At 65.7% G+C, this 26,792-nt stretch carries 19 protein-coding genes and 1 pseudogene; 5 read left to right on the top strand and 15 right to left on the bottom strand.

What is annotated here, in order from left to right; genetic code table 11:
• Window positions 1-36: 36 nt before the first annotated feature.
• Complete coding sequence (locus ACQPYS_RS10970; protein WP_157107205.1) at window positions 37-474, top strand: hypothetical protein; 438 nt, start codon at window positions 37-39, stop codon at window positions 472-474.
• Window positions 475-565: 91 nt separating this feature from the next.
• Here the strand turns inward: ACQPYS_RS10970 and ACQPYS_RS10965 are convergent, their stop codons facing one another.
• Window positions 566-709, bottom strand: a complete 144-nt coding sequence (locus tag ACQPYS_RS10965; protein WP_245664522.1) for a hypothetical protein — start codon at window positions 707-709, stop codon at window positions 566-568.
• 73 nt (window positions 710-782) lie between these two features.
• On the opposite strand from ACQPYS_RS10965, the gene ACQPYS_RS10960 reads away from it, so the two are divergent.
• Entirely contained in the window at window positions 783-1,895 is a 1,113-nt protein-coding gene (locus ACQPYS_RS10960; RefSeq protein ID WP_433492984.1) for an IS630 family transposase, read from the top strand.
• A 7-nt stretch (window positions 1,896-1,902) separates the two neighbouring features.
• Here the strand turns inward: ACQPYS_RS10960 and ACQPYS_RS10955 are convergent, their stop codons facing one another.
• Window positions 1,903-2,061, bottom strand: coding sequence for a Tn3 family transposase (locus ACQPYS_RS10955; protein ID WP_245664521.1), 159 nt, complete (start codon window positions 2,059-2,061; stop codon window positions 1,903-1,905).
• Window positions 2,062-2,475: 414 nt separating this feature from the next.
• A complete protein-coding gene (locus tag ACQPYS_RS10950; RefSeq protein ID WP_433492498.1) occupies window positions 2,476-2,766 on the bottom strand; it encodes a hypothetical protein in 291 nt (96 codons plus the stop codon).
• A 542-nt stretch (window positions 2,767-3,308) separates the two neighbouring features.
• On the opposite strand from ACQPYS_RS10950, the gene ACQPYS_RS10945 reads away from it, so the two are divergent.
• The 3 genes from ACQPYS_RS10945 to ACQPYS_RS10935 all read left to right on the top strand — a co-directional run bounded on the left by ACQPYS_RS10945 (window position 3,309) and on the right by ACQPYS_RS10935 (window position 15,490).
• Window positions 3,309-4,715, top strand: coding sequence for a hypothetical protein (locus ACQPYS_RS10945; protein ID WP_433492497.1), 1,407 nt, complete (start codon window positions 3,309-3,311; stop codon window positions 4,713-4,715).
• A 1,019-nt stretch (window positions 4,716-5,734) separates the two neighbouring features.
• Window positions 5,735-6,370, top strand: coding sequence for a hypothetical protein (locus ACQPYS_RS10940; RefSeq protein ID WP_433492496.1), 636 nt, complete (start codon window positions 5,735-5,737; stop codon window positions 6,368-6,370).
• A 9-nt stretch (window positions 6,371-6,379) separates the two neighbouring features.
• Window positions 6,380-15,490: a DEAD/DEAH box helicase gene (locus ACQPYS_RS10935; protein WP_433492495.1), complete on the top strand. Its 9,111-nt coding sequence runs from the start codon at window positions 6,380-6,382 to the stop codon at window positions 15,488-15,490.
• Between the two features lie 15 nt (window positions 15,491-15,505).
• Here the strand turns inward: ACQPYS_RS10935 and ACQPYS_RS10930 are convergent.
• The 12 genes and pseudogenes from ACQPYS_RS10930 to ACQPYS_RS10875 all read right to left on the bottom strand — a co-directional run.
• Window positions 15,506-15,878, bottom strand: a pseudogene (locus tag ACQPYS_RS10930) (transposase); the annotation flags it as partial.
• 529 nt (window positions 15,879-16,407) lie between these two features.
• Window positions 16,408-16,848: a DUF1931 family protein gene (locus tag ACQPYS_RS10925; RefSeq protein ID WP_174551695.1), complete on the bottom strand. Its 441-nt coding sequence runs from the start codon at window positions 16,846-16,848 to the stop codon at window positions 16,408-16,410.
• A 13-nt stretch (window positions 16,849-16,861) separates the two neighbouring features.
• Window positions 16,862-18,589: an FAD-dependent oxidoreductase gene (locus tag ACQPYS_RS10920; RefSeq protein ID WP_433492494.1), complete on the bottom strand. Its 1,728-nt coding sequence runs from the start codon at window positions 18,587-18,589 to the stop codon at window positions 16,862-16,864.
• A complete protein-coding gene (locus tag ACQPYS_RS10915) occupies window positions 18,567-18,833 on the bottom strand; it encodes a UBP-type zinc finger domain-containing protein (RefSeq protein WP_084480648.1) in 267 nt (88 codons plus the stop codon). Before ACQPYS_RS10915 ends, ACQPYS_RS10920 begins: the two co-directional genes overlap by 23 nt.
• Entirely contained in the window at window positions 18,830-19,282 is a 453-nt protein-coding gene (trxA, locus tag ACQPYS_RS10910; protein ID WP_431941936.1) for a thioredoxin, read from the bottom strand. Before trxA ends, ACQPYS_RS10915 begins: the two co-directional genes overlap by 4 nt.
• 12 nt (window positions 19,283-19,294) lie before the next feature.
• A complete protein-coding gene (clpB, locus tag ACQPYS_RS10905; RefSeq protein ID WP_433492493.1) occupies window positions 19,295-21,928 on the bottom strand; it encodes an ATP-dependent chaperone ClpB in 2,634 nt (877 codons plus the stop codon).
• Window positions 21,910-22,239 (bottom strand): chaperone modulator CbpM, encoded by a 330-nt coding sequence (locus tag ACQPYS_RS10900; RefSeq protein ID WP_431941938.1) that lies wholly within the window; start codon window positions 22,237-22,239, stop codon window positions 21,910-21,912. The genes clpB and ACQPYS_RS10900 overlap by 19 nt, the downstream gene beginning before the upstream one ends.
• Complete coding sequence (locus tag ACQPYS_RS10895; protein ID WP_433492492.1) at window positions 22,236-23,159, bottom strand: DnaJ C-terminal domain-containing protein; 924 nt, start codon at window positions 23,157-23,159, stop codon at window positions 22,236-22,238. Before ACQPYS_RS10895 ends, ACQPYS_RS10900 begins: the two co-directional genes overlap by 4 nt.
• Window positions 23,160-23,165: 6 nt before the next feature.
• Window positions 23,166-23,690, bottom strand: coding sequence for a nucleotide exchange factor GrpE (locus ACQPYS_RS10890; RefSeq protein ID WP_431941940.1), 525 nt, complete (start codon window positions 23,688-23,690; stop codon window positions 23,166-23,168).
• 8 nt (window positions 23,691-23,698) lie between these two features.
• Window positions 23,699-25,579: a molecular chaperone DnaK gene (gene dnaK, locus ACQPYS_RS10885; RefSeq protein WP_433492491.1), complete on the bottom strand. Its 1,881-nt coding sequence runs from the start codon at window positions 25,577-25,579 to the stop codon at window positions 23,699-23,701.
• Window positions 25,580-25,626: 47 nt separating this feature from the next.
• The gene (locus ACQPYS_RS10880) at window positions 25,627-25,866 is read right to left on the bottom strand and encodes a general stress protein (protein WP_433492490.1); all 240 of its coding nucleotides are present in this window, start codon (window positions 25,864-25,866) and stop codon (window positions 25,627-25,629) included.
• Window positions 25,867-26,294: 428 nt separating this feature from the next.
• Window positions 26,295-26,708, bottom strand: coding sequence for a GlcG/HbpS family heme-binding protein (locus ACQPYS_RS10875; protein ID WP_063036078.1), 414 nt, complete (start codon window positions 26,706-26,708; stop codon window positions 26,295-26,297).
• Window positions 26,709-26,792: the final 84 nt, after the last annotated feature.

Below are 26,792 nucleotides of genomic sequence, written 5' to 3'. Positions count from 1 at the left end.
CGATAGCGTGTAGGGCCTGAACTACGAGAGGACACCATGCACGCTCCTGCCTTTGCTTCTATCCTCGCTACCGGCGTCGTCGGTAGCGCGCTGCTGTTTCAAGCCGCGCCGGTCTCAGCCGAGTCGCACACCGGTATGCCGACGCTGTCTGCACAGTTCGATGGCGGCCTGTGCGCGACGACCATCAACGCCAAGGCCAACATCTTCGATGACAGCAACCAGGTCTCCATCGGCTACCAGACCAACGACGTCGCTGGCACCGGCAGCGCCGGATGCGGGTCGTCGCTGGTCGCGGTCGTCAACTGGCGCAATCTGAACAGCGGTGGGGTTGGTAGCGTATCCCGGCACATGTTCCACAACGAGACCAACTCGATATCCTTCGCCCCCGGCCCCGGACGGATCGCGATCGAGCTCACCACGCTCAGTACCCATTTCCCCGACGCTTCCCGTCTCGAGGTCGTCATGCACGGCTGATCGCTGACGGTTGAGACTATGGGGCAGGGCCGTGGCGCGGCCGTGCTGCGCGAACTCGACGATACGAGTCGCCGCCCACGAGCTGGGCTGATCAGCCGCCCTCGCCGGGTGCATCGGGGTCGCGCAACCGCCGGAGGTCACCGCCGAAGTCGGGCAGGTGGAAGGCGTAGTGGCCGTCGATGCCGATATGGGTGCGTATGAATGCCGACAGCCGCTGCGCGTCCTCATCGCGCACCGGCTAGTGCCCCGTCCAGATAGGTTGCGCTGGTAATCCGGGTGTCGGTTTGAGCTGTTGCTTGTCGTCGGTGATGCTGCTGTTGGAGGTGGTGTCGATGGCCCGGAAACCGGAAGTGTTCGTGCGGGAGGTGTCCCCGGATGAGGGACGCAGATTGCAGAAGATCACCAAGTCGAGCCGGCAGCCGATCAGGACTCGTCGCGCGATCGTGGTGATGGCCTCGGCGCAGCATCAACCGGTGCCGGCGATAGCGCGGTTGATGCAGGTCTCGGAAGCCTATGTGCGCCAGGTGATCCACGATTTCAACGAACGGGGGTTCGACGCGTTGGACCCAAAATGGAGTGGGGGCAGGCCGAGCAAGGTGGATCGGGCGACGCGTGAACCCATCGCCTGCATCGCCCGGTGCTGCCCCCGCAAGTTCGGTCGGCCGTTCTCGACGTGGAGCCTGTCGAAACTTCGAGACTGGCTTGCCACCAGCAAGATCGCTGATATCAGCCGTGAAACACTGCGCACGATCCTGCGGGCCCAGGGGGTGTCGTGGCAGGCCACCAAGACCTGGAAGGGCGGTACCGACCCCGACTTCACCGCCAAGATGAACCGGATCCTCGATCTCTACGATCACCCGCCCGCCGACGGACGTGTGGTCTGTGTCGACGAGTTCGGTCCGTTGAACTTGCAACCCCGCCCGGGACGTGGCTGGTTCCCGGCCCGCAAACCCCGCCGGTTGCGGGCGACCTACCATCGCGACCACGGGGTGCGGCACCTGCTCGGCGCGTTGGACCTGGCCACCGGCCGTATTCACTACCGGATCCGGGACCGGAAACGATGGATCGAGTTCCTGGCGTTTTTGAAGACCCTGCGGGCTCGTTGGCCGGGCGAGAAGCTTTATGTCATCGTCGACAACTTCTCCCCGCACAAGCGGGTCGAGGTCAGGGCCTGGGCTGCGGCCAACAATGTGGAGCTGGTGTTCCTACCGACCTATTCGTCGTGGCTGAACTGGATCGAATCGGAGTTCGCCGCGTTGCGGTACTTCGCTCTCAACGGCACCGACCACCGCAGCCACACCGAGCAAGACGCTGCGATCGGCGCCTACATCCGCTGGCACAATCAACACGCCCGACCCAAACGAGACTTCGCAGTCAACTCACCAATCCGCCGCCCGGATTACCTACCCAACGTTGCCTGACAAGGCACTAGCCCTGCGCGCGTAACTGTTCCAGAGCGCGGTTGGTGTAGAACGTATGCCATAAAACCGTGCAGTTGAGCACCAGGCCCAGCGCGGAGAGCTGATCTTCCATGCCCTCGTAATAGGTGCGGGCATCTCTCCTTTCTTCCCGTGGTAGATCCGCCACCCCAGGTCGTGGGGGCCCTCGGTGAGGTTGGCCTGGGCCTTGCCTTCGCGACGGTACGATTCGTCGTCGCGGCGAACATCGCTTTCGGCCCGTCGCCGGTCGCCCATACTGTCTGCAATTTCTGATCGCCCTGATCCGACCAGATCCACGGTGCCGCCGGCTGGTGGCATTGTCCGCCGACTCGCACCGATAGCGCCGGCCCGTGGGCGAGACCCGGGTGGTGCAATCCCCCCAGCCAGCGTCCAGCCGTCGGTGGCAAGACAGCGCTCGTCCACCACCCCACCGTCGCATAGCAGATCGAGGGGAGCTGCCAGTTCGGTACGGAGCGCGGCTCCGATCCCGATCAGCACCGTCGCCGCCGCTATCTCACGTCCGTCGTCGAGCCGGACCCCGCGGATCTCGTCGTCGGTCTGCTCACACGGCGGACATGACTTCGGCGGCGAACAAGTGCAGATAGTCCAGGTACTCCTGCTCCGAACCCACGTTTCGCGGCGGTTCGGCGACCGCTCGGGTGATCCCGACCTTTCGATAACGACCGGAGTACGCGTCGACCAACTCGTCCCGGTACCGGCTCAATTGCGCTGCCGTCGCGCCGGCGAAACCATCACCGAGAGTGACTCCGGCCGACCATTTCAGCCAATCTACACCGCGGCGACCGAGGACGCGGCCAACGAACGGTTCCTCGAGTTCTCCGAGGCCTGTCACCGACGAAACCTACGATTAGCCAACGTATTTCAGCTGCGGAACCCTAGTTGCTGATTCGCTGTTCAGCGCCGTGAGTTGTTGTTACCGTGGGCGAGTGGTGCGGGCTGGACGACCGAAGGCTGGGTTTGTTCTGTCGGATGTGGAGCGTGATCGGCTTGTGCAGTGGGCGTGGAGGGATTTCGGCTGGCTGGACGGGCGCGGATCGTGATGGCGTGTGCGGAGGACGCGGCGAAGAAGGATGGGGCTGCGGCGCTGGTGCTGTGCGTGGATGAGAAATCGCAGATGCAGGCCCTGGAGCGGTCGGCACCTATGCTGTCTCGGGTTAGATGCGGATCGCTTGCCGTTGAGAGAGCGTAATCAGTTCGATGAGAACTTGCACATCAGAACCCTTGCCATGGTTGGCAACAGGGTTCGGTTGCGCTCGCGCCCGGGTTCAGAAAATCTACCACCCGAGTGCGTTCCTGACGGCCGGACAGCGCTCTCATGGTGGAGGTTGGCAGGCTGGCTTGTAGGACAGAGATCCGCTGAGGTGGGAGTGTGCTGTGATCGGGGCTGGGAGTGCGGAACTCGCGGAGCTGGCCGATCAGATCGTCACTGGGCTGCGTGAAAGTCTGCCGGACAGGCGCTGCCGGTTCGAGGCCGCGTTCGCGATGACCGTTGTCGCCGAATCGGCGTTGTTCCTCGCCGATGACGGCGACCATCCGGTCCGGTGTCAGGTGTCAGAGGGGGTGTGGGAGTTGGTGCGCCGGCATCGAGCCCTGTCTGCTGCTGTCGAGGACGGGCCGTGGTGGCGGTTGGTGGTGCGCGTCGATGCCCATGAGGCCGAGGTCGTGACCGATCGGGGCGTGGAGCCGTTTCCGGGTGAGCAATTGTTCGCGCCGCAGGCGTATCTGGCGGATCTGGAACGGTATCCGCGTAGTCGGCTGCCCGTGTGGCTGGCCGCCTACCTCGGACGCGGTGAATCCCAGTCGAGGTCACCGCGCGCGGCCGCGGACGGTGTGCGCGCGGATCGGAGTGTGGGCGTGCAGGCAGTGCCGGTGACCGGCGAGTTGCCGGATCTGGCGGTGGTGTGGGCTCGGTGGGCGGTGCTGGCCGCGGCCTTTGTGGCGGCCGGATCGGAACGAGGCCCGCGGATCGGCCCGTCGGTCGGCATTTTCGAGAGTTCGGGACACAGTGGTTCTACGTTGACATTGCTGCCCGGCGACCGGGCGGTGCTGTCGGGTGGGGTCTGGAATGCGCCGGTCTTGGAAGCCGCCTACAACGGGGACGGCGTGATGCCGAAACTATTTGCCGGAGCGCCGGATTGGGTGGTCGACGCGGTCCTCAACCCGCGGGTGATGACCGGCATGCTGTCGTTTTGCTACTGGTGGGATCAGGGTCGGTGGTACCGCGGCGAATCGGCTCCGATGGCGGAATGCGCGCCTGCGTTGCCCGCTGTGTGGACGGCCGATACGGTGGCGAAAGTGGTGGCGGGCGTGCTGGACGGCCCGCCCTCGGATGCCGCTGAAGCGCTGGTGTCGGCTGCACAGGCCGCGGCGGTGACCCGCGCGGCGATCGCGCAGGTCGTCGGTGAGGACACCGAGGTCGATGTCGACGGTGCCCTGTTCCAGTTCGTACTTGCCGACCTGGTCGCCGGTGACATCGTGGGGATCCGGGAAGAGGAGGCACTGAACCGCGTCCGTGATTACATCCGCAGCCGGGGTCACGATGCGACCGGGTTCCCGCTCTCGACGTTGCGGGCCGAGCGGGTCAGTGTGGGCTGGATGGTGCGATCACCGGTGCCGGACGGGGAGATCGCGCTCGACCGGGCGGTCTTCTATGTCGCAGACGATGGTGTCGTGGAGCGGTCGAGTTCGTCGGTGCCGCTGTCGGCGTTCATCACCGAATTCGAGCACCGGTTCCGGCTGCGGACCGGCGGACCGGAGCCCGCCACCCGAGGTGGGCGATGAGCGGCGAACTGCGACTGGACTTGGATGGCCTGCGCGAGCGCGGCGCGCGGCTGGCCGATATCGCCGATCGGGTGCAGCGAACACACGCGGGCCTGCAGTCCTGCTTGCAGCACGCGGAAGGCAGCTTCGGCGACGACTATATGGGGCGCACCTTCGCCGAGCAGTTCACGCCGCGCGCCGAACAAGTGGTTTCCACCGTGGAGGCCATGGCGGAAGGAATGCGCCGTAACGCGGCCGGAATCGTCGGCGCCGCGGACCACCTCGGTGCACAGGACATCGACAGCGCCGCGCGCGTGGCCGGGGCTGCCCAGGATACGGCCCCAGGACCGGCCGGCCTCGCCGAGTCGCCCCCGGCGGGTACGGTCGGCCCGCAATCGCCGGTCGATGGCCCCCGGTCGAACCCACCCGATCAGGCCGCGGTGACGCCGGAGCAGGATTCGCCGGTGTATCCCGTCGGCGGGTCACGGAGCACCGACCAACTCCCGGCCGGTGGGCCCAACCGGCCGGGTAGCGTACCGGCACCGGACGGGTCCCCGGGGCGCACCGCTGCGGACAGCGGACCACGGCCCGATTCGCCGTGGAGTGGTTCCCGGCCCGAATCCGGTCCGGTGGGCAACGAGGCGACCGGCGCCCCCGGCCGGCGATCTGGACCGGCAGTGCCGCCACCATCCTCCTCGGTCTCGTCCCCGCCGGTAGCAGCCCCCTCGCGCGCTACGCCCCAGACGTCGGGAGGACCGTCCGGTAGCCCCGTCGCAGGGCCCGCGGGACGGGCCGGAGCCCCGTGGACCGAGACGCCGCCCCGCACACCCGGCCAACCCGGGATGCCGAGTTCGCCTGGAAACGCTGGAAAGCCCGCAAACACCGGGCAGGCTCCGCAGCAAGGTCCCGCATCACGACCGAACGCACCGGCCGGTGACAATGGCCGCGACCGTGATCGGCGCGGCGCCCGCGGGCGGTCGCCGGCCGATCCGGCAATCGAACGGCTGGCACGCGCATTGGCCGAGCGGCACGGCGTCGAGGTGACAGGTTTCGATGACCCCGATCTTCAGCTCGCGCCGGTACAGGAGTTCGTCACTGCGGTGGACCGGGTCCTCACCGACTACCCGATGATCGTGCTGGAGATCGTCGCGGTCGCCGAGCTCGGGGACCAGCTCGGCACGGTGCGGTGGGCCGGTGCGCCGCCGGACAGCGAAGGCGGTGCCCGGTCGATATTCCTCGACCGGCGCGCCGCACAACAGCCGCAGGCACCTGCCCGATCATCCCGGCCATCCACACACCCGCAGGACGCCACCGCCGATACCGAGGAAACGGGCGCGACGACACAGCCGGATATCTTCACGGCCACCTTGCGGGCATTCGGCCGGGCTTTCGACGCCGCCGGTGGCGGTCTCGCACACCGGCGGGCACAACGCGTGCTCATCTCGGAGTTCCTGAGCACCCAGCCGCGTCCGCGCCCTGCGCTGTCCGAGGTGGTGCGCGGCTACCGGGAGTGGCGTGCCGTGTTGGCCGGACATGCCACGGAACCCGGCGGATTCGATGTGCACGAGGCACTCGGCGTCGCGTTCGCCGAAGGGGTCCAGCACGGCGAGGATGCCGGTATTCAGGCACGACTGCTGTATGCGGTGCTGGTCGCTGCGCCGGCCCGGCTGGGGTAGATCGAGGCGATGGACGGTTCGCTGTTCAGCCCGGTCGTACAGCTGCGCAATGCCTTCGAATGTCTGCCCGGGTTCCTGCGGACTCCGATCGAGATGGTGGTGTTCGGCGGGGAGCTCCCCGGCGCCGACATTTCCGGGATGCGCCGTATGGTGGCCGAACTGCGTGCCCGCAGTCTGGAGCTGGAGGGCCATACGGCCGATATCGATAGCCTTTTGACGCAGGAGGATTCGGTAGGCGAGACGGCCGAACAGTTGCGTGAATTGTTGAGTTCCTTTCGGCAGGGTGCGGCTCGGCTCGGCAAGGATGTGAACGCCCTGGCCGATCAGGGACAGGCGGCGGCCAACGACGCGGAGAAATGGCTGTGCGTCATGTTCACGTTCGGTATCCACCTGGCGTGGAAGGTCTACGGTCTGATCGCGGCCGCCACGGCGGCGGGTCCGGGCGGTCAGGTTGCGGCCGCGCCGGCAGTCGAATCCACGCTGGTCCAGGGACGCGCCGAGGTCGCCGTGCTGCGCGCGAACCTACAGCGGGCCATTCAGGCGGGCGGAGCCAAGGCGGCCGCCCAGCTGAGCGGTATGGGGCCGGCGCAGTTCGCCAAGTGGATGGGTACGGCGGTCGCGCTTCCGGTGGGTGTCGAAGTGGTTGTGCAGGGGTTACAGGTCGCCACCGGGGACAGAACGCCCGAGATCATCGGGGAGGATGGTTCCAACCCCACGGGCATCGATATGAAGTCGATCGAGGTGGCCGCCGTGTCCGGCGCGGGCGGAGCGGTCGGCGGCATGCTCGCGGGCCGGTTCGCTCCGATGGTCTCCCCCCAGATCGCCAGCAGTCGTGTGGCCATGGGTTTGGTGCATGGTACGGCGGGGGCGATCTCGGGCCTCGGTGCGGCCGCCTTGATTGCTGGTTGGCCGCAGCATTACACGGAGGTGCTGGGGCCACTGGTCAACGGTGCTTTCTCCGGGGGCGTATATGCCCAGAGCGTCCGTTCCCCGGCGATCGGCGGCGGCGCACCGTTCACGCCGCCCGATGCGATCTCGGCAGGGCACGACGCGGAAACCGCAGCGTCGCGGCAACCGATCGAGATATCGACGGAGTCGAAACGAGCGTGGGAAGCAGCGAGGCAGACATGGAAACCGGCTGCCGAGAGCGCGAATAATGCAGGTGAGCGTGGCGGGGCTTCCGCCGAGACCGCGCGGAAGGCGGCGGACGCGCAGCCACGAACACGGGGTGGGCAACAGGCCTCGGCTTCGGCCGACGGCGCGGGTGGTGGAACACCTGCTGCGACCGGCGGTCGAGCGACTGAGGGAGCCGCCGGTAAAGCGCCGGAGGGAGCAGGCGGTCGAGCGTCGGGGTCGCAGGCCGCTGCCTCGTCCGACGCCGCCGCGGCTCGGCCGCGTTCGGAGACAACCGCAACGGTCGAGCGGCCGCAGGCGGATAAGCAGGGCGCTGCCGGGCGGTCGCCCGCGCCGCGCTCGGTCGAGGCGGCAGGTGAAACCGCGCCGCCGCCGAAGCTCCCGGCGGAGGCACGTCCGGCCGGCGGGGTTCCCGAAAAGAACAATGCTCCGCCCGGAGCACACGCCGCGGTCGCGGACGGTGTCGGCAACGAGCCCTCGGCGCGGCCCCGTTCGGTCGCCGAGGGCGATGCGGGATCGCCGGACGCCCGCGCCGAACACGGATCCCCGGGTGGTGACGAGTATGCGACCGCGCAGCGGGAGGCGACCGCCGAGCAGCCCGGCCGGGAAACTCCTGAGAGCACGGGCCGGATCGAGACAGACGGCCCGGACACGCTTGCCGCGGGCGACCGTTCGGCATCCGTGCACGATGAGCGGAATGCTCCGGCCACCGATCATAACAGTCTCGCCGAAGCCGCCGGCCTGCCACGCAGTGACCGTGATCGGGCGGTCGATCTGCTGATCGATTTCCACCAGGCCTCCGCCGAGCATGTACCGGAAAGCCAACGCCTGTCCAACCTTCCCGACGACGTGCTGAAGGCCGGACTACACGGCGGCGATGAGCACCAATCGATGCTGGCGACAGTGGAGGTCATCCGGCGGGGCACGGTCAGTGACGCGCTGCCGGGCGGTATGGTGCTGCGGGTCGAGCAGGCCGAAGCCGTCTACGCGATGAGATCGCGCCCGGTGGAGATGAAACCCGGCGAGGGCAAATCGCTGGTATTCATGGCGACCGCAATACAACGTGCGGTGCACCATGGCTCGGTTCTGCTCGTGACAACGACCGATGGGCTGGCCAATCGCGAAGTCGTCACCTACGAGAAGTTGTTGACCGACTCCACCAATCAGAAGCTGATGACCGACTTCGGGATCGACGTGTTCCGCGCCGATCAGGAGAACGGCTTCGGGCCTATCGCGCAGGGCCGACCGGCGATCGTGGTGGCGACCGGCGAAACGGTCGGGCATTTGTGCAATGCCGGTATCGAGCCACCGCGGCATGTGCTGATCGACGAGATGGATGGCATCATCGACCGCGGCGAACGGCAGTTCCTGCGGTCCGAAGGTCCCGAGCAGGCGGCTCCGGCGGAAACGGCCCGGCAGGTGTTCGACGCGCACGAATTCCTCACCGGAGCGCTGGCGGACGGGTCCCTGTCGCACGAAGATTTCGGTCTCCGGCGAATCGCCGAGGAAATCGGCGTGCAGGCCGACGGCACACCGGAGTTCATGTACTGGTACGACGGTCAACCCGAGCTCACCGCCGCGGGGCGGGCAAAGGTCGAGGCGCTGCCGAACGGCGAGAACTGGCTGGAGGGGATGGGCGCCTCCCGATTGGAAACCGCCGCCAACGCCGAATTTCTCGTCCGGGCAGGTGTCCACTACGAAATGGACGCGGGCAAGATCGTCATAATCGATCAGGCCGAGCACGGGCTGCAACGGAACCCGAAAACCTCGAGCGAATCCCGGTGGAGCGCGGAGCCGGGTAAGGCGAGTCTCGCGCAGGCCATCGAGGCCAAGGAGATCCGCGCGGCCGAAGCCCGAGGGGAGACAGCCGAGGACCATCAGATCGTGGTGCGCGCGGACGCGGAATCCGCCAAGCGCATCGATTCGGTCGAAATCTACCGTGTCGGCGAGGGATCCTTTTTCGATGAAGTAACCGGTGCGTCCGGCACGCTCACCGACCTGAACCCGGTACTGCAGAAAATCTACGGTCTGGAACCGGCGCACGAGGTAGGACGGTCACAGACGCACCGGTTGGTCGAAGGCCAGCACGATGTGGCCGAGAACACCCATGCCAAGCTGCGCACGATCGCCGAGTACGCGAACGAGATACGGAATGGGGGTGCGGGACGGTTCCAGGAGATCCTGTGTCACCGCAACGATCTGGTCGCACGGCAGGTGGAGGCACTGGTGCGCGCGGGGGTCCCGCGCGAGGCGATCGAAGCGGTCGACGCCAAGCGGATCGTCGGTTGGGGTGCGGACTGGGAATCCCAGTTGCAGCGGGTTTTCGACGAGGCCGGTGAGCAGGGCAAGATCCTGGTGATCAACCGGCAGGGCCAGCGCGGGGTCGACATCTCGGTGTCGGATGCGGTGAAGGCCATGGGCGGCATGCACGTCTGGATGACCGAGGCGCCGGAGCAGTCCTACATCCACGAGCAGGCCAGGAACCGCACCGCGCGTAACGGTCAGCTCGGCAGCGCGCAGGTCGTGATGTCACCCGAGGACGCCCTGATCCGCAATGCCATGCACCTGCGCGGAGTACGTGAGACGGTGGTCCACTACGAACAGGCCGTGGCCGCGCACGCCGCCGATCCCACCCCCCGGACCCACGACGCGATGGTCGAGGCACGACAATCCGTCCGCGAGCTCGTGCCCGAACTACAGCAGCGGGCACTTCGGCACTCCACCTCGGATTTCATTCGGCATCACGCCTTCTCGACCCGCATACCCGCCCTCACCCTCGCCGAGGCCGACACCGGGCAGTACGGCAGCGACATCGACTTCGCCCGCCCGGACGGACCGGCGGATCGGACCGCACGACTGGCCGGGTTGCTGGGCATCCCGGCACCGGCCCTCGCGGACCAGATCGCTGCACTCGAACGCAGCGGTTCCCTCGACCCGATTCGCGAGCTGCTGCAGCGGACCGGTATTGCGCCCGCCGCGGCGGAGACACTACGGCAACATGTCGAGGCGACCGCTCCAGCGACGACATTGCAGCGTGCGCTGTTCACAGACGAGCAGGCGCTGAACCATATGATGCCGTTGCGAAACCGGCTCGCCGACGAGCTCGGTCTGTCGATCGCCGCGGTGGACGGCGCCGAAGGTATGCGCATACTCGATCCCGCGCTGACCGAGGCGAGGGATGCGCTCGCCTCCGCGATGGGCTATCCCGCCGCGAACATAGCCCCCGGCATCGCCCGCAACATCCTCGGTGAATTGGTAGGCGATCACCTGCCCGCCGTAAATATCGCCGAATCCGATGCACGCGACGATACCGACTCGCTTGCCGCGGATTCCGGGCCGCTGGGCCACGGTACCCGGCATGAAACATCCCAGGATGCCGTTGCTCAGCAGTCCGACACGCGGAACAGCGACGCCGACGAGGGGACAGCCGACGACATCGTTGCCGCCGCGTCACGATACTTGGCACTCTCGGCGCTGCTCGATTCGGTCGTGCAGATCCATCGCCGTAGTCCCAACAGTTGCGTCAACAATGCTGTAACCGGAATGCGAGTACTGTGCCCCGACAACGCCGGCCGCTTCCGACTGCCGCCGACCAGTCTCGAGGGATACGGCCGCGAAGAGGTGCGCGAAATATTCGGCGCCGGGCTCGAGGAGACCGGATCACTGGACGAAGTGGTCGAATCGCTGAAGTCACGACCCGGCGGAATCACCGTCCTGGTCTACAAATGGAAAGACGCCCGAGCCAACGGCACCAGCACCAAGGCCGACGACCATATGGTGCTGCTGGTCAACGACAGCACCTCGGTCGACGAACCGAACCTGGTCGTCGTCAACCTGGCGGCGTCACCCGACGGTAGCTCCGAAAACGACTACGGCCCGCGCGATCTGCGCAACCGCCGCACCCTGCTGAACAAGGCCGTCGGATTCGATGATTGGCGCCGCGAACAGGAAGTATTCATCAACCGGATGCCCGCCGACGAGCGGCGGTTCGAGACCATCGAGTTCGACCGGGATGGCAACCTCGTCTCCGGACCGCGCGCGGAAGCCCCCGACGCCGAGACGCTGCCACAATCCTGGCAACCCGTCGTCTCCTCCGATACGGTGGCCGACGTCGAATCGGCGTTCGCTGGGCTGCCGGACCTGGACGAAGCGATGCTCGTTCGATCGGGAGCCGTCGGCCGCCCGGTTCCGGGATCTGCGAGAAGCCGAACCGCTGGCGCGCCGGACAGCATCGGCAGTCGGCCATCGGAGGAAGCGGCACGTGGACCGTCACCGAACAACGATCCGTCGGCCGCCGCGGTTCCGGTCGCACATATCCGAATACGCCTCGCGGAACTGCGGGCGGCCAAGCAGGCGAATACGCTCGCGACCGAGCGGACGCGGCAGTTGACCGAATTCGCGGACGCGGTAGAGGAACTGGAGGACGCCGCCGCCGCGATGGCGCGCACGCACGCCGGTATCGAAGCCGAAAACCGTCGGCGATACGCACTTTCCACCGTCAGCTCGATTGCGGCTACGGTTGAGGCTGCGGCCCGCGACACCGCCCGTCACGATGAGGCCGTCCGCATACTCGACCGTCTCGGCGGCACGGTCGTCGGTCAGGTACACCTGGTATACGCCGCACTGTTCGAGCACATGCGGGTCGCGGGCCAGTATGTGGACGAGGTAGACGACACCGACGAACACGAACTCGAGCGGTCGGCCCGGCAGTACGAATCGCTTGTGAAGCAAATCGATTGGCTCGATGCGCTGATCTCCGTGCTGGAGCACACATCACCGAAGGACCACTCCCAGCAGTACCGATCGCTGATCGACACCATACCCCACGACCCGGACCCACACGCCCTCGATCCGTCTCCCCTGCAATCCTCGCTGCTGCGGGAAGCGACCGGTAGCGCAGACCGATCGACCGAGCTGGAACAGGGTGCCGCAGCCGCTGAACATCGCCATCGAGCCGCCCTGGCCGCTGTCGGTGAACTCGACCGGCTTCTGATCCCCACCGTTCCTCACAGGCCGGTCGATGCGGAACACCCCAGTACCACAGCGAATACGGACCGATACGGTCCGATTGCCACCGAGGTGATGCCGACCGTCGCGGACTCGCAGCGAGCCCACACACCCGCAGCGAGTCGGCGTGCTGCAACCGAACAGCCACTGACTGGCAGTGAGCAAAACAAAAGCCTACCGTCGGTGCCCGGCCACACCCCACCCAGCAGGCTGCCACGGCCCACCAGACGACTATCGGCAGGCGACCCCACCGCCACACCCACCCCTCACGGTGACGCCGAAAGCATCGTCCCGAACTTCGATCCAGCCGAGGTACTCGACCTTCCAGCCAGCCGACGATCGTGGAGAACAGCCGCCAGCCCTGGCGCGTCCGGGCTTCCGGACGGTGCCGTCGCCTACGGATTCAGAAACGGCAAAACACCATGGAACTGGAGGAGGAAGCCTCAGGGCGAAGACGAGCAGGCAGAACCAGCGCAAGGCACGGAAACGGCTGACTCGGCCCCACGGTCTATCTCGACGGAACGACCTGTCGAGGGCGAGGGCGAGCGCGAGTTCGGTCCCGCTCTGACCGGGCTTCGGGAGCAGGTCGCTACGGACTTCTCCACGATTGCCGACGATCCGGAACTCTCACAACCGGTACCGAGCGATCCTGTGCCTTCGGGGCATCGGGAAATGTGGACGCAGTTCACGAGCGATTCCGAGTACTGTGTGGTCGGTTCAGCGAAGCTGGTCGCGGATCTCACCGGTGACGAGAGCATCCTCGAGCGTGCGGTGAAGCGGATCGGTAAGGGAGCCTCACGGGTTCGGGTGATGCAGCGAATCTTCGGCGCGGCGTTGCATCGAGGCGGCTGGGACTCGGTGAGTCGACACGGCGCATCGGAGACGGAGCAGGAGCGGACCGTAGAGGGGTGGATGGCCGAACGCCCGGGATCGGTGGTGGCTCTGGTCTTGCAGCGTCCGGGTCCGGTCGGGCGCAATCAGGTGGCGGATCACCTGATCGTATTGCACAACCGGAGCGAGAGGGTGGGCGAGCCCAATGTGTGGGTGTCGTTCCACACCGCCGATGTGGCGCGGCTTGAGGAATGGAAGCCTTTGGCGGATTGCCTGCAGCGCCTCGGTGACGAATACGGCCTGGATCTGGACGAGCTCGGTCCGTTTGCGGGTATGGCGTTCGTCGACGGTATGCCGGATCAGCGACTGGGCCGCAGAGTTCGCGGTCTGATCGGCTCTGCTCCGGGGATGGAATCGCCGGATTCATCCGGGAACGGGCCCACAGCCGACTACAAATCCGGTACGCCGGTGTCGCTGCCTGACACCAAAAGTGATGTGCTGCAGCGGGTGCGCCGCGGTGAGACGATCTCTGACGACCAGAATTACGAGTGGCGACAACTACGGGGACGGTATGAACTGGCCCTGGCGCGGTATCTGTACAATAGCGCAATTACGCGTCAAGCGATTGTCGAGACGGTCCGGCGACTGCGCGAAGTATTGACGGGTTTGCATCCCGAGGCTACATCCGAGCAGATCGACGAGGCGTTCTTCGCGCCCGAGATCGATCGATGGGACGGAATAGTCCGCAGGAGTGTGCCGCTCGAGGAATTGCTGAGAGATGGCAACCCACGTGAGCTCATGGCTGCGCTGCTCAATGCCATGCTTCGTGGCGGAGAGCGTAATCCGCCGTGTAGCACGACACTGGACGCGGGCCTGATCAAGCTGTTCCAACAACCCGAATGGGAAACAGCGGCAGCGGACCTGGGGCTCGATGTCCCCGCGTTGCGTGGCGTCCGGGCATCGATGCTGGAAAGCACGCCCTTGGCGGATCTTACGGTCAAGGATCTGCATCTGGTCCGGCATGCAACGTTGCGTACCGATGCGGCGCTCCGTGTATTCGATGAATATGATCGCCGCAGCCGGGCAGATGTCCGGTCCCGGACCGACGAGAATCGCAGGCTGCTGACGGTGCAGGACTGGGCACTGATGGGTATGCCGCTTTCGCGCCGGGAATTGGAAGCGGTACCCGGTGGATTGCGTGCGTTTCGGATAAGTCGGCTCGATCCCGATCGCATACCGCGTGACCACAGAGGACGGGTCGATGCGGATGCGCTGGAAGCGCAGCTGAAATCCGAGGACAGCACGGTCGAGAATGTGCTGCCCCTCTATGTTTACGACGAGCGCGGCCGACGTGTCCGGGATGATTCAGGTAATGCCGTAATACGTACCGTACTGGTCTACCACAATCACGGTATCGTCGATGCCGCGGCGGCCCTGCGACTGGATCCCCGCCGGTATGCGGTCCGGATCCCGTGGCGGCCCGGCGGGGCGCGATTCGACTTCAAGCCGAATGGTGCGTGGTTCCAGGAGAAGGCCATCGAGCACAAAATTCCAACGTTGACCGGTATATCGGGGACCACTGCCCGGATGATGACCCGCTTCGCTTGGCTGCGCCCACCGGGGGTATTTGAGCGTGATTTCGCCGGCGCAGTGGTGGCAGCACTGTATCCGCATCATACCGACTACGAAATTGTGCAGGCTATGCGGATGGCAGGCGTGTCGATCGTGGACGAGTCGATATTGGACGCTGCCGATTTCGATGTGACTGCGTTCTACCGGGCAGTTTTCAGTGCTTTCGGCTACGACATTTCTCATGTCGATGCCGAGGAGGCCGTATTCTACGAAAAATTCTTCGAAATGTTCGGCGCCGAGGATGAGCTCGTCGGTGGAGCCCCTGGTGGTCCGGTGGCTGAATCCGCCGCATCCGTACGACGTAGGGGCGACCCGGAGGGCTTGTCGTTCGACGATCCGGGCGGGCTCGAGCACGTCGAGACACCGCCGGACAACGGTGCCACATCGACGGCGTCCGAGCCTCGCACCCGGGCGCGGCCTACACCGTGGAGCGAGGCTGCACAGCACATATCGGATGATCGAGATCCGCGCGGTGGGTCGACGAGATCGTCCGCCTCCGAAGATGCAGACCGATGAGACCTACAGGGTGTCCTATGTGGACAGTTTCTTGCAGCAGGTGAGCGCCGCAGCGAGTTGGAGAAATGCTGCGAAGAGGCGGCCATGGCGTTCGTAGCGGATCGTCAACGGCCGGTATCCGGTCAGCCACGCGATCGTGCGCTCGATCTTCCACCGATGACAGCCCAGCCTCGTGAGATCCTCGATACCACGACGGGCGATGCGAGAGACTTTCCCGCGAGCACGCAGCCAGCGGCGAATGGACGTCGAAATCGTAACCCTTGTCCGGACGCAGCTTGGCGGGTTCGCCACGATGCGGGCCACGAACCGACCGGGCCCGCGGAATCGACTCGACCATCGGCGCCAGCATCACCGAGTCGTGAGCATTCCCGGCGGAAACACCGGTGACTGAGCGGGTGGGTCCAGCGGTTGTGGGAGTTCTGATGCACCAGAAGGGCTGCTGCATGGATAGGTGACATCGCGCCCCGCCTTCACACCCCCACTTCACCTCGACACTCTGGAAGGATGTCGAGGCCATACCGCCTCTCACCCGAGCTCCCAAGAAAATAGCGCTAGGCGGCGAGGACACTCGCACCTTATCCCCGTGCGGGGCGCGGCTTCAGGTTTCCGGCAACAGCAGCGCCAGGATGTGGGTTGGCCGCCGCAAAAGGACACTACGCGAGCTGGTTCTCAGGCCTGCCTCGGCTGGACCCGACTCGAACCCCCACGCCGCTGACCTACGCATATAGTTCGAATGATTGAGCTTACACCAAATAACAGCAGGTAGAAAAAGGGAGATATGTGTCCGGAGAGGGAATCGACCACTACGCCCATGCGCTCGACTACCGAAAAGTACTGGTTATCAACCAAGCGTAAAGCATTCGTCTCAGCGTCGCGCCAAGCGGCGATCTACTGACTCGACGGGCCGGGGCGGACGGTCAGAGCAGAAGGTGGAAGATGTCGAAGACGACGTTCCATTCGGCGGTCCCGGGGTTCTTACGGCCCGGCTCGATCGTGACGAATGTGTGTGCCAGCGCCACACTCAAGCCCCCGGCAATCAGCGGTAGTCGCTGCTCGGTCGCCTCGGAGAGCGCCATGTCCAACGGCGGCCGGGCCGTCAGTTGATCGAGCACGGACTGTAGTTCGATCTCCTGGTCCAGTTTCTCGAACCGGTGGATGCTCTCCTGTAGTCCCTTGGTGATCGGCAGGTCCCACGGTTCGATCACATCCCTCAGATTTGCCTTTGCCGACGCCTTGCCGATGAGTATCAGGTCGTAGATCTTGTCGTCGACGAAATCCGTATAACGCTTGACATCGTTCCGGTCAACGTGCAGACCAGCCGCGGCCCGGAAGAACTGCTGGAATTTCACGGTACCCATTACTGGCATGTCGTCAGCTCCTGTCGAAGTATTCATGGATTTGGCGAACCGCCATCGCGCCTTCACCGACAGCGGATGCGACCCGCTTCACGGAGCCGCTACGAACATCGCCCGCCGCGAAGAGACCAGGCAGGCTTGTTTCGAGCGACCTCGGCGACCGGGCACCGGTCCGCCGTGTGCCGTCGCCTCGGGCGTGGACCGCGTCCATGCCGGTGAGGACGAAACCGTGGTCGTCGAGTGCGATCGTGTCGGCCAGCCAACCGGAGTAGGGCATCGCCCCGATGAAGACGAACAGGGCGCGCACCCGGAGAGTGTTCTGCTCCCCCGTGTGATTGTTCTCGACCATGATCTGTTCGAGATACTTCTCCCCGTGGACCGTACGAACCTCGGTATTCCGGTGCACGATCACCCGCGGATGGCGCTCGATCTGGTCGACCAGATACCGGGACATACTCTTGCCGAGGTCACCGCCGCGGATGAGCAGGTGAACACGGGAGACACTGCCCGCGAGAAACACGGTGGCCTGTCCGGCGGAGTTTCCGCCGCCGACGACGGCCACCGGGTTGGTGCCGCACATCCGCGCTTCCTGATGGGTCGCGGCATAGTACACGCTCGTTCCCTCCAGCGCCTCGATCCCGGGGACCGTCAGCTTGCGATATCGCGCACCGGTGGCGAGCACGACGGCTCGGCCGCGAACCACACCGCCGTCCGCGAGCGGGAGCGCGTGGTACCCGTCCTCGGGCATCGAACCGGTCACCTCCGCGGACACCAGCAGCCGGGCACCGAACTTCCCGGCCTGGAGCACGGCCCGCTCCGCCAATTCGGCGCCGGAGATACCGGCCGGGAACCCGAGGTAGTTCTCGATCCGGGAGGAGGTACTGGCCTGCCCGCCCGCGGCGATCGACTCCAGTGTCACCGTGTTCAGCCCGTCCGAAGCGCCGTACACGGAAGCGGCCAGACCGGCCGGTCCCGCCCCCACCACGATGAGGTCGCACACGTCCTCAGTCGTGTCCCGGACCGGGCCCGGAGCCGGAAGCCCGACGATACGGGCGAGTTCGGCGTTCGGCGGATTGCGCAGCACCTTTCGGCCGTGCCAGATCACGACGGGAGTGTCCTCGGGAGCGACGCCCAGGCTGCGCAGCAGCTGCTCCGCCCTTTCGTCCTGCTCCACGTCGATCCACCTGTGGGGCAACCGGTTTCGCACGGCGAACTCGCGAAGCCGCAGCGTATCGGGTGAATAGCAGGAGCCGATTATCCGGAACCCCGAACCGAGGCCGATCAGCAGGTGCCGGCGCACCAGGTAGGCGCGCAGGATCAGATCGCTGAGTACGAGATCGTGCGCCACCAGTTCACGCACCCGCTCGGCCGGGACGACGAGTATCTCGCCGTCCCCGATCACCTCGGCGGTGAAGAACGCCACCTGGCCTTCCAGCAGCCCGAGCTCGCCCAGGAACCGGCCGGGACCGTGCACCCGCAGTATCCGGCGTTCACTTTCTCCGTCGCCTTCGTCGATGATCGCGACCTTGCCCGAGAGGATCACGAAGAAGTCCTGACTGGGTTCGCCCTCTCGGATCAGCACTTCGCCGGCGCGTACCGGTCGACGCGCGCCCCCGGCTTCGAGGGTCGCGACCTGGTCTTCTGTCAGCCGCGGGAATGCTCCCAGCTCGTCGGGGGTCTCGTCGTCGACCTGCTCGATATCGCGGACGGGCATGGGGTCCTCAGACGAGGTTCTGGTCGACATAGCACCAGCGCCAATCTTCACCCGGCTCCATCGACTGGACGATCGGGTGGCCGATGACGCGAGCGTGCGCGCTCGCGTGCTTACCCGGTGAGGAGTCGCAGCAACCGACGTGTCCGCATGTCAGGCACAACCTCAGATGTACCCACGGGGTGCCGAGGCGAAGGCATTCCTCGCAGCCCTGCGGGGTCCGGGGTACGACGGGCCGGATGGCGGTCACGTGCGGGTCCACAGGTGCAGAAGTCATGACTTCGTCTCCTTGCCTACCTTTGCCGAGAGCGCCTGATCGAGCCAGGCGCGCAGTTGTGGTACCGGAGCGGCACCCGCCTGACGTGCCAGGACCTCGCCCCGGTCCAGCACCAGCAGCGTCGGCACGGCGCGGACGGTGAACCGTTCGGCGGTCGCGGGCGCAGCGTCCACGTCGGTCTTCACCAGCTTGATCTGACCCGCGCGTTCCCGAGCGAGCTGCTCGAGCGCCGGGCTGACCATGCGGCACGGGCCGCACCAGGTCGCCCAGAGGTCGACGAGCACCGGCACCGAGGACTTCTCGGCGATCTCCGCGAAGTCGCCGTCTGCTGCCGAGGCGATCCAGGGCAGCGGCTCGTGGCAGTTCCCGCAGCGCGGAGTGCCTGCTCCTGCTGCGGGGACCTTGTTCCTCTTGCCGCAGTTCGAGCATTTCACCGTCTCGGACCCCATGACCACACCCCCTCACGCCGCCGCGACAGCGGGCTCGGCGTAGGCGACGGCGAGCTCACCGCCGTCCACCGTGACACGGATGACACCACCCGGTTCGATCTCGCCACGCAACAGCGCGCGACCTATCTTGGTCTCGACCTCGTGAGCGATGTATCGCCGCAGCGGCCGCGCGCCGTAGACCGGGTCGAAACCGTGTTCGGCGATGAGCCGACGTGCTTCCGCGGTGATATCCAGGTGTATCTGCCGCTGCTCCAGCCTGTTCCGGAGGTCGATGAGTTGCAGATCGACGATGTGCTCGATCTGGGACAGGGTGAGCGGTGTGAACAACACGATGTCGTCGACCCGGTTGAGGAACTCGGGACGGAAGTGGCCGCGCAGTTCCCCCAACACCCGCTCGCGTGCGTCCGGCTTGATCTCACCGTTGGCGGTGACGCCGTCGAGGAGGTGATGGGATCCGATATTGGAGGTCATGATGATCACGGTGTTGCGGAAATCGACCTGTCTGCCCTGGGAGTCGGTGATCCGGCCATCATCGAGCACCTGCAGCAGGGTATTGAAGACGTCGGCATGGGCCTTCTCGATCTCGTCGAAGAGCACCACGGAGTACGGCTTGCGGCGCACCGCCTCGGTGAGCTGGCCGCCCTCGTCGTAGCCGACGTACCCGGGGGGCGCGCCGATGAGCCTGCTCACCGTATGCCGCTCCTGGTATTCGCTCATATCCAGACGCACCATATTGTCTTCGCTGTCGAAGAGGGCGCCGGCCAGTGTCTTCGCGAGCTCGGTCTTTCCCACGCCGGTCGGGCCCAGGAAGATGAACGAGCCGATCGGGCGGCGTGGATCGCGGATACCGGAGCGCGCCCGGATCACCGCGTCTGCGACCAGTTGCACCGCCTCGTCCTGGCCGACGACCCTTTCGTGCAGAATCTCGTCGAGCTTGAGCAGTTTCTCGCGCTCGCCTTCCTGCAGCCGGGCGACGGGGATACCCGTCCATGCGGCCACGATCCCCGCGATTTCGTCTTCGGTGACGACCTCGCGCAGTAACGGATTCCCGCCTTGCCGGGTGGTCAGTTGCTCCTCCGCCGCCGCGAGCCTGCGTTCCAGCTCGGTGATCTCGCCGTATCGCAACTCGGCGGCCCGATTGAGGTCGTAGTTGCGCTCCGCTTCCTCGGCTTCGTGGCGAAGTCGTTCCAGCTCTCCGCGCAGTTCCTGCACCCGCCGGATCGCCTGCCGCTCCGCATCCCACTGAGCGTGCCGGGCGTCGGCTTCGGCGCGCAGGTCGGCCAGTTCCTTGCGCAGTTCTTCGAGGCGCGCCTTGCTGGCCGCGTCCGCCTCTTTGGACAGCGCGGCCTCTTCGATCTCCAGCCGGGTGACTTTACGGGTGAGTTCATCGAGTTCGGCAGGCATCGAATCGATTTCGGTGCGCAGCCGCGCGCAGGCCTCATCCACCAGGTCGATCGCTTTGTCCGGGAGGAAGCGGTCGGTGATGTACCGGTGTGAGAGGGTCACCGCGGCCACCAGTGCGCCGTCCTGGATCTTCACGCCGTGGAACACCTCGAGGCGTTCCCGGAGACCGCGCAGAATCGAGACCGCATCCTCGACGGTGGGCTCGTCGACCAGAACGGTCTGGAAGCGGCGCTCCAGGGCCGCGTCGGATTCGATGTGCTTGCGATACTCGTCGAGTGTCGTGGCACCGATCATGTGCAGTTCGCCGCGGGCGAGCATCGGTTTGAGCATATTGCCGGCGTCGAGCGACCCCTCGCCGCCGACCGATCCCGCGCCGACAACAGTATGCAATTCGTCGACGAACAACAGGATGCGCCCCTCGGCCGCCTTGACCTCGGACAGCACCGCTTGCAGCCGCTCCTCGAACTCGCCGCGGTATTTCGCCCCCGCTACCAGCGAACCCATATCGAGCGAGAAGATCGTCTTGTCACGCAGGCCCTCGGGTACATCGCCGCGGACTATCCGCTGGGCGAGGCCCTCGACGATCGCGGTCTTACCGACACCGGGGTCACCGATCAGTACCGGATTGTTCTTCGTCTTCCGACTCAAGATCTGCGTCACCCTGCGGATCTCCGCATCTCGACCGATGACCGGATCGAGTTTGCCTGCCCGTCCTTCGGAGACGAGGTCACGTCCGTACTTTTCCAAGGCCTCGTACGCACCTTCCGGAGTCGCCGAGGTAACACGCTGATTGCCACGCACCGCGGTAAGAGCGGCGAGGAAGGACTCTCGCGTGACCCCGTGACTCGCGAGGACCCGCCCCGCCGGACTGGCCGCCCCCTCCTCGGAGAGTGCCATCACGAGATGTTCCACCGAGACATAAGAATCCTTGAGTCGCTTCGACTCCCGTTCCGCGGCATCGAGCAGCTTGGCCAGGCGCTGGGTGATCGTCACCTGGCCGGGCGTCGCGCCGGGCCCGCTGACCTTCGGCCGACGCGACAGTTCACGCTCCAGATCAGATCGCAGCGCATCGATGTTCGCGCCGGCCTGTTCGAGCAGTCTGGGGACCAGTGCTCCTTGCTGATCGACCAATGCGAGCAGCAGGTGCTCACCGTCGACCTCGGTATGACCCATTCTGGTCGCTACATTCTGAGCTTCCTGCAGGGCTTCTCGTGACTTCTCGGTCAGGCTGCCGGTGTCCATGGGGGCGTCCTCCTTCTGCGGGAAGCGGCTTCGAGTTCCTCGATTCGATCCAGCAGATCGAGCACAAGCCCGATTGCCGAGTAGTTCAGGCCCAGACCGGTTCTCAGCCGTTGGATGCGGGCGGCGTGGGCGACTTCGGATGGTTCGAACGACATCTCGCCGCCGGCATCGCGGTGGGCGTCGAGTAATCCGAGAGCGACCAGTCTCCGGGCCAGGTCGGGGTGTAGCCCGGTACGTTCGGCGAAGGCATCCGGCGACAATCCGGTACGGCGAACCAAGACGTACCGGGCGCCCGGCAGTGGTGTGCTCATTTCACTTTCCTCGGATCGAAGTTCGACTCGGCGGCCAGTTGCTCGAACAAGTCCTGTTCGCGTGCTGTCGGGTTCGACGGCACCATCACTTTGATCTCGGCGTAGAGGTTGCCGGCGGGGCCACGTGGATTGGGCATTCCTTCTCCGCGCAAGCGCAGCTTCCTACCCGTCGACGAGCCCGGCGCCACTTTGACTTTCGCCTCGCCACCCGGGGTGGGCACGACTACGGTCGCACCGAGGGCTGCCTCCCAGGGCGATACCGGCAGGTCGACATAGATATCGCGGCCCTGCACCCGGAACCGGGGATGCGGCCTGATCCGCACCACGAGATACAGATCTCCCGGCGGCGCGTCACCACCGCCCCGGCCGCCCTGCCCGGCCAGCCGGATTCGCTGCCCGTCCAGGACACCGGCCGGAATGTCGACGTCGTACTGCCGTCCGTCCAGCCCGAGAGTGCGTTTGCCGCCCCGATACGCCTCTTCCAGCGTCAGTTCCAGTTCCGCTTCCTGATCCGCCCCGGGAATCGGCCCGTACCCGCCACCGCCGGAGAACATCTGCCCGAAGAGATCCTCGAAGTCGACCGGGCCCTGGCCACCGAAACCCCGACCGAAGTGCACCCTTGCGCCCCTGCCGCCATATCCCCCGCCACCGTATCCCCCACCGGCGCTTGCCCGGACCCGTTCCTCGTAGTCCTCGGGCACCCGCCGGAAGTCCGCACCGAATCGGTCGTAGCGTGTGCGAGTGTCCGGGTCGGACAACACTTGGTAGGCCTCGTTCACCTCCTTGAATGTGTCCTCCGCGGTGGGGTCCTTGTTCACATCGGGGTGATATTTGCGAGCCAGCTTTCGGTACGCCTGCTGGATTTCGTCGGCGCCGGCGCCACGCGGGACTCCGAGAACTTCGTAGTAATCGCGCGCCATCGCTGCTCACCCCTCGGATCGGCTGACGAGCACCGCGGCGGGACGCAACTGCCGCCCGTCCGCGCCATACCCCGGTCGCACGACATCGACCACAGTCCCGGAATCGAGGTCGGGGCGGTCCACCACACCGACCACTTCGTGCAGTTCCGGGGAGAACGGCACACCGACCTCGTCGTGGCGTTCGAAACCGAACTGTGACAGCACCTGCACCGCCTGATCCCGGATCGCCTTCACACCCTCGACGACAGCCTGCGGATCACTACCGGCGTGGGCCAGCGCGAGCTCCAGATTGTCCAGGACCGGCAGCCATGCCGCGGACACCTTCGCCACCTCCGCAGCGCGTTCCCGGCCCAGATCCTTGGCATAGCGTTTGCGCAGGTTGTCCAGGTCCGCGAGCGCCCTACGCCAGCGGTCCTCGAGTTGAGCCGACTCGCTCTCCGTACCGGTGGGATCAGGCGGCGTCTCGGCCTGGTCCCGGTCGGTGTCCTCGGTGGCCGACTCGGTCGTCGAACGATCTGCGGACCTCTCCATCGCGTACCTCAGCTCCGGTCGAATTCGGCGTCGATCACGTCGTCGTCCTCCGACGACGCAGTGTCCCCACCGTCTGCCCGGTGTCCGTCGCCGCCTGTCTGGACCGGTGCGAGCCCGTACAGCAACTGCTGCAACTCCGAGGTGAGTGGCTGCACTTCCGCCGGTGAAGCCCCCTCGTTCACAGCCTTCCGGGCGTCGGCGACCAGCATCTCGGCGCGTGCCTTGTCGTGGGGTGGGGCACTGTCACCGAGTTCGGCGAGTCGCCGTTCCACCTGATAGGCCACCGAATCGAGCGCGTTGCGCGCATCGACCGCCTTCCGTAGCGCCTCGTCCTCACTCCGGTTCCGTTCGGCCTCGGCCAGCATGCGCTCGACCTCGCCCTGATCCAGATTGCCCTGCTCACTGATCGTGATGCTCTGTTCCTTGCCGGTGTCTTTATCGCGGGCGGTGACGTTGAGGATGCCGTTGGCGTCGATATCGAAAGTGACCTCGACCTGGGCCTCGCCCCGTGGCGCGGGGCGGATGTCTTCCAGCCGGAACCGGCCCAGCACCCGATTGTCGGCGGCTCGTTCGCGTTCGCCCTGCAGCACCACGACGTCCACTGCCGACTGGTTGTCTTCCGCGGTGGAGAACACTTCACTGCGCCGGGCGGGGATCGTGGTGTTGCGCTCGATGATCTTGGTCATCACCCCACCCTGGGTTTCGACGCCGAGGGACAATGGGGTCACATCGAGCAGCAGCACATCGGAGACTTCGCCCTTGAGCACGCCCGCCTGGACCGCGGCACCGAGCGCCACGACCTCATCGGGGTTGACGCTCATATTGGGGTCTTTGCCGCCGGTGAGCCGGCGCACCAGCGCCTGCACCGCAGGAATACGTGTCGAACCGCCGACCAGGATCACCTCGTCGATATCGTTGGCGGTGACTTTGGCGTCACTCATCGCCCGCTTCACCGGACCGAGGCAGCGTTCCACCAGATCGGCCGTCAGATCCTCGAATTTCGAACGCATGATCGTCGTGGTGAGATGTTTGGGGCCGTTCGCGTCAGCGGTGACGAAAGGCAAGTTGACCTGGGCCTGACTCATCGAGGACAACTCGACCTTGGCTTTCTCTGCAGCCTCGAACAGGCGCTGCAACGCCTGCGGGTCCTTGCGCAGATCGATATTCTCCGCACTCTGGAATTCATCGGCGAGGTAGTCGACCAACCGTCGATCGAAGTCGTCACCGCCGAGGTGAGAGTCGCCGGCCGTGGAACGCACCTCGACCACTCCGTCGCCGACATCGAGCAGGCTCACATCGAACGTTCCGCCACCGAGGTCGAAGACCAGTACGGTCTCATGGGTCTGCTTGTCCATGCCGTACGCCAGTGCCGCGGCGGTCGGCTCATTGATGATCCGCAGAACTTCGAGGCCGGCGATGCGGCCGGCGTCCTTGGTGGCGTTGCGTTGCGCGTCGTTGAAATAGGCGGGAACGGTGATGACCACTTCCTTGACCTTCTCACCGAGGAATTTGCTCGCGTCGTCGACGAGCTTGCGCAGCACCAGGGCACTGATCTCCTCCGGCGCGTACTTCTTACCGCGCACGTCGAACCGCGCCTCACCGTTGTCACCCGGCACGACGTCGAAACTCACTGCCTTGGCCTCCTCGGAGATCTCGTCGAAATGACGTCCGATGAAGCGTTTCGCCGAGTAGATCGTGCCCTTCGGATTCAAGATCGCCTGCCGACGGGCGAGCTGACCCACAAGGCGCTCACCGCTCTCGGTGAACGCCACCACCGACGGCGTCGTCCGTGCCCCCTCGACGTTGGAGATCACCACCGCCTCGCCGCCTTGCCAGCTCGCGATGACCGAGTTGGTGGTGCCGAGATCGATGCCTACTGCAGTTGCCATGAGTCATTCCCTTCGATTGGATCGAGGTGACGTGCCGTCGGTCGCCTCTAGCGCGCATACATGAGCACTCCGAGCAGAGCGGCCAGACCAGCGTGGAACCGGCCGACGACCTGTTCGATCAGCTGGAGATCACGTGCGACGATGGCCAGTTGGTTCACCGCGAAATGCTGGTCGGAGAGATGGTCGACAGCGCTTCCTGCGTCGGCGTGAGAGTCGAACGTTGCCACTACCCGACGTGCCGCGCGGCTCGGATCCACCGCGGAGGCTCCGCTACTGGACTCTGTCATCACGCCCCCTCGGCGGCGATGATTCGAGGTTCGCCGAGCCGCACGTGTACCGATTCGGCTCCGGCCGGTCAACGGGTTGAGCTCACGCACGGCTCAACCGCATGAAGTTCTTCATCCGCCTTCGGGCATACGACGAAAACGGGAGACGGTATCGGCCGGACTGCACTACCGGCACGGCTCCGGGCCGACCACTCGAGCGGCTCGTATGTACGGGCTCAACGCATCAGCCGCTGTATCGTGCTTCCGCACGCAGAACTCCCGTTACCCGAAATTGTCGCACCCGACGCATCATGTGTCGACCGCCGCCGCACATTCGATCGCCGAACCGTTACTACTCCGCCCGGCATCGAGCTATCCGAGAACACACCCGGTTCGCCGGCGACCGCAGGTGATCTCCGCGATGTTGCCCTGTCGACATAGTTCACTGTTCACATCGCCGCTGCGGCCGCCGCGACGACGGTCTTGTCCTGCTCTCGGGTGCCGCCGCTGACGCCGACCGCTCCGACGACCTGTCCGTTGTGCCGCAGCGGGACGCCGCCGGCGAAGATCATGATTCGCCCACCGTTGGAGCTGTGTATCCCGTAGAACTGCGCACCCGGACCCGCATCGACCGCAAGGTCTTCGGTCGAGATGTCCAGTGCTCGCGCAGTGAATGCCTTGTTTATCGAGATGTCGATGCTGGCGATCCAGGCGCCGTCCATCCGCGCATGGGCTACGAGGTTGCCGCCGGCATCGACCACTGCAATATTCGACGGCGACTCGATCTCGGCGGCTTTGGCCCGGCCGGCGGCAATCACCCGCTGCGCGTCGTCGAGGGACACCGACCCCTGGTCGACTGTCATGACGCACCTGCCGTGGTCTCCGCGAACTCGACAGCCGGTGCCGCGATCGACGTGGCCTTCAGTGCTGTTGTCATTGTCGTGCTC

It is taken from the genome of Nocardia grenadensis (assembly GCF_050942415.1).
In the GTDB taxonomy this organism is placed as follows: domain Bacteria; phylum Actinomycetota; class Actinomycetes; order Mycobacteriales; family Mycobacteriaceae; genus Nocardia; species Nocardia grenadensis.
Note: the sequence above shows the minus strand (reverse complement) of the source record. Positions and strands in the feature narration are given on the sequence as shown.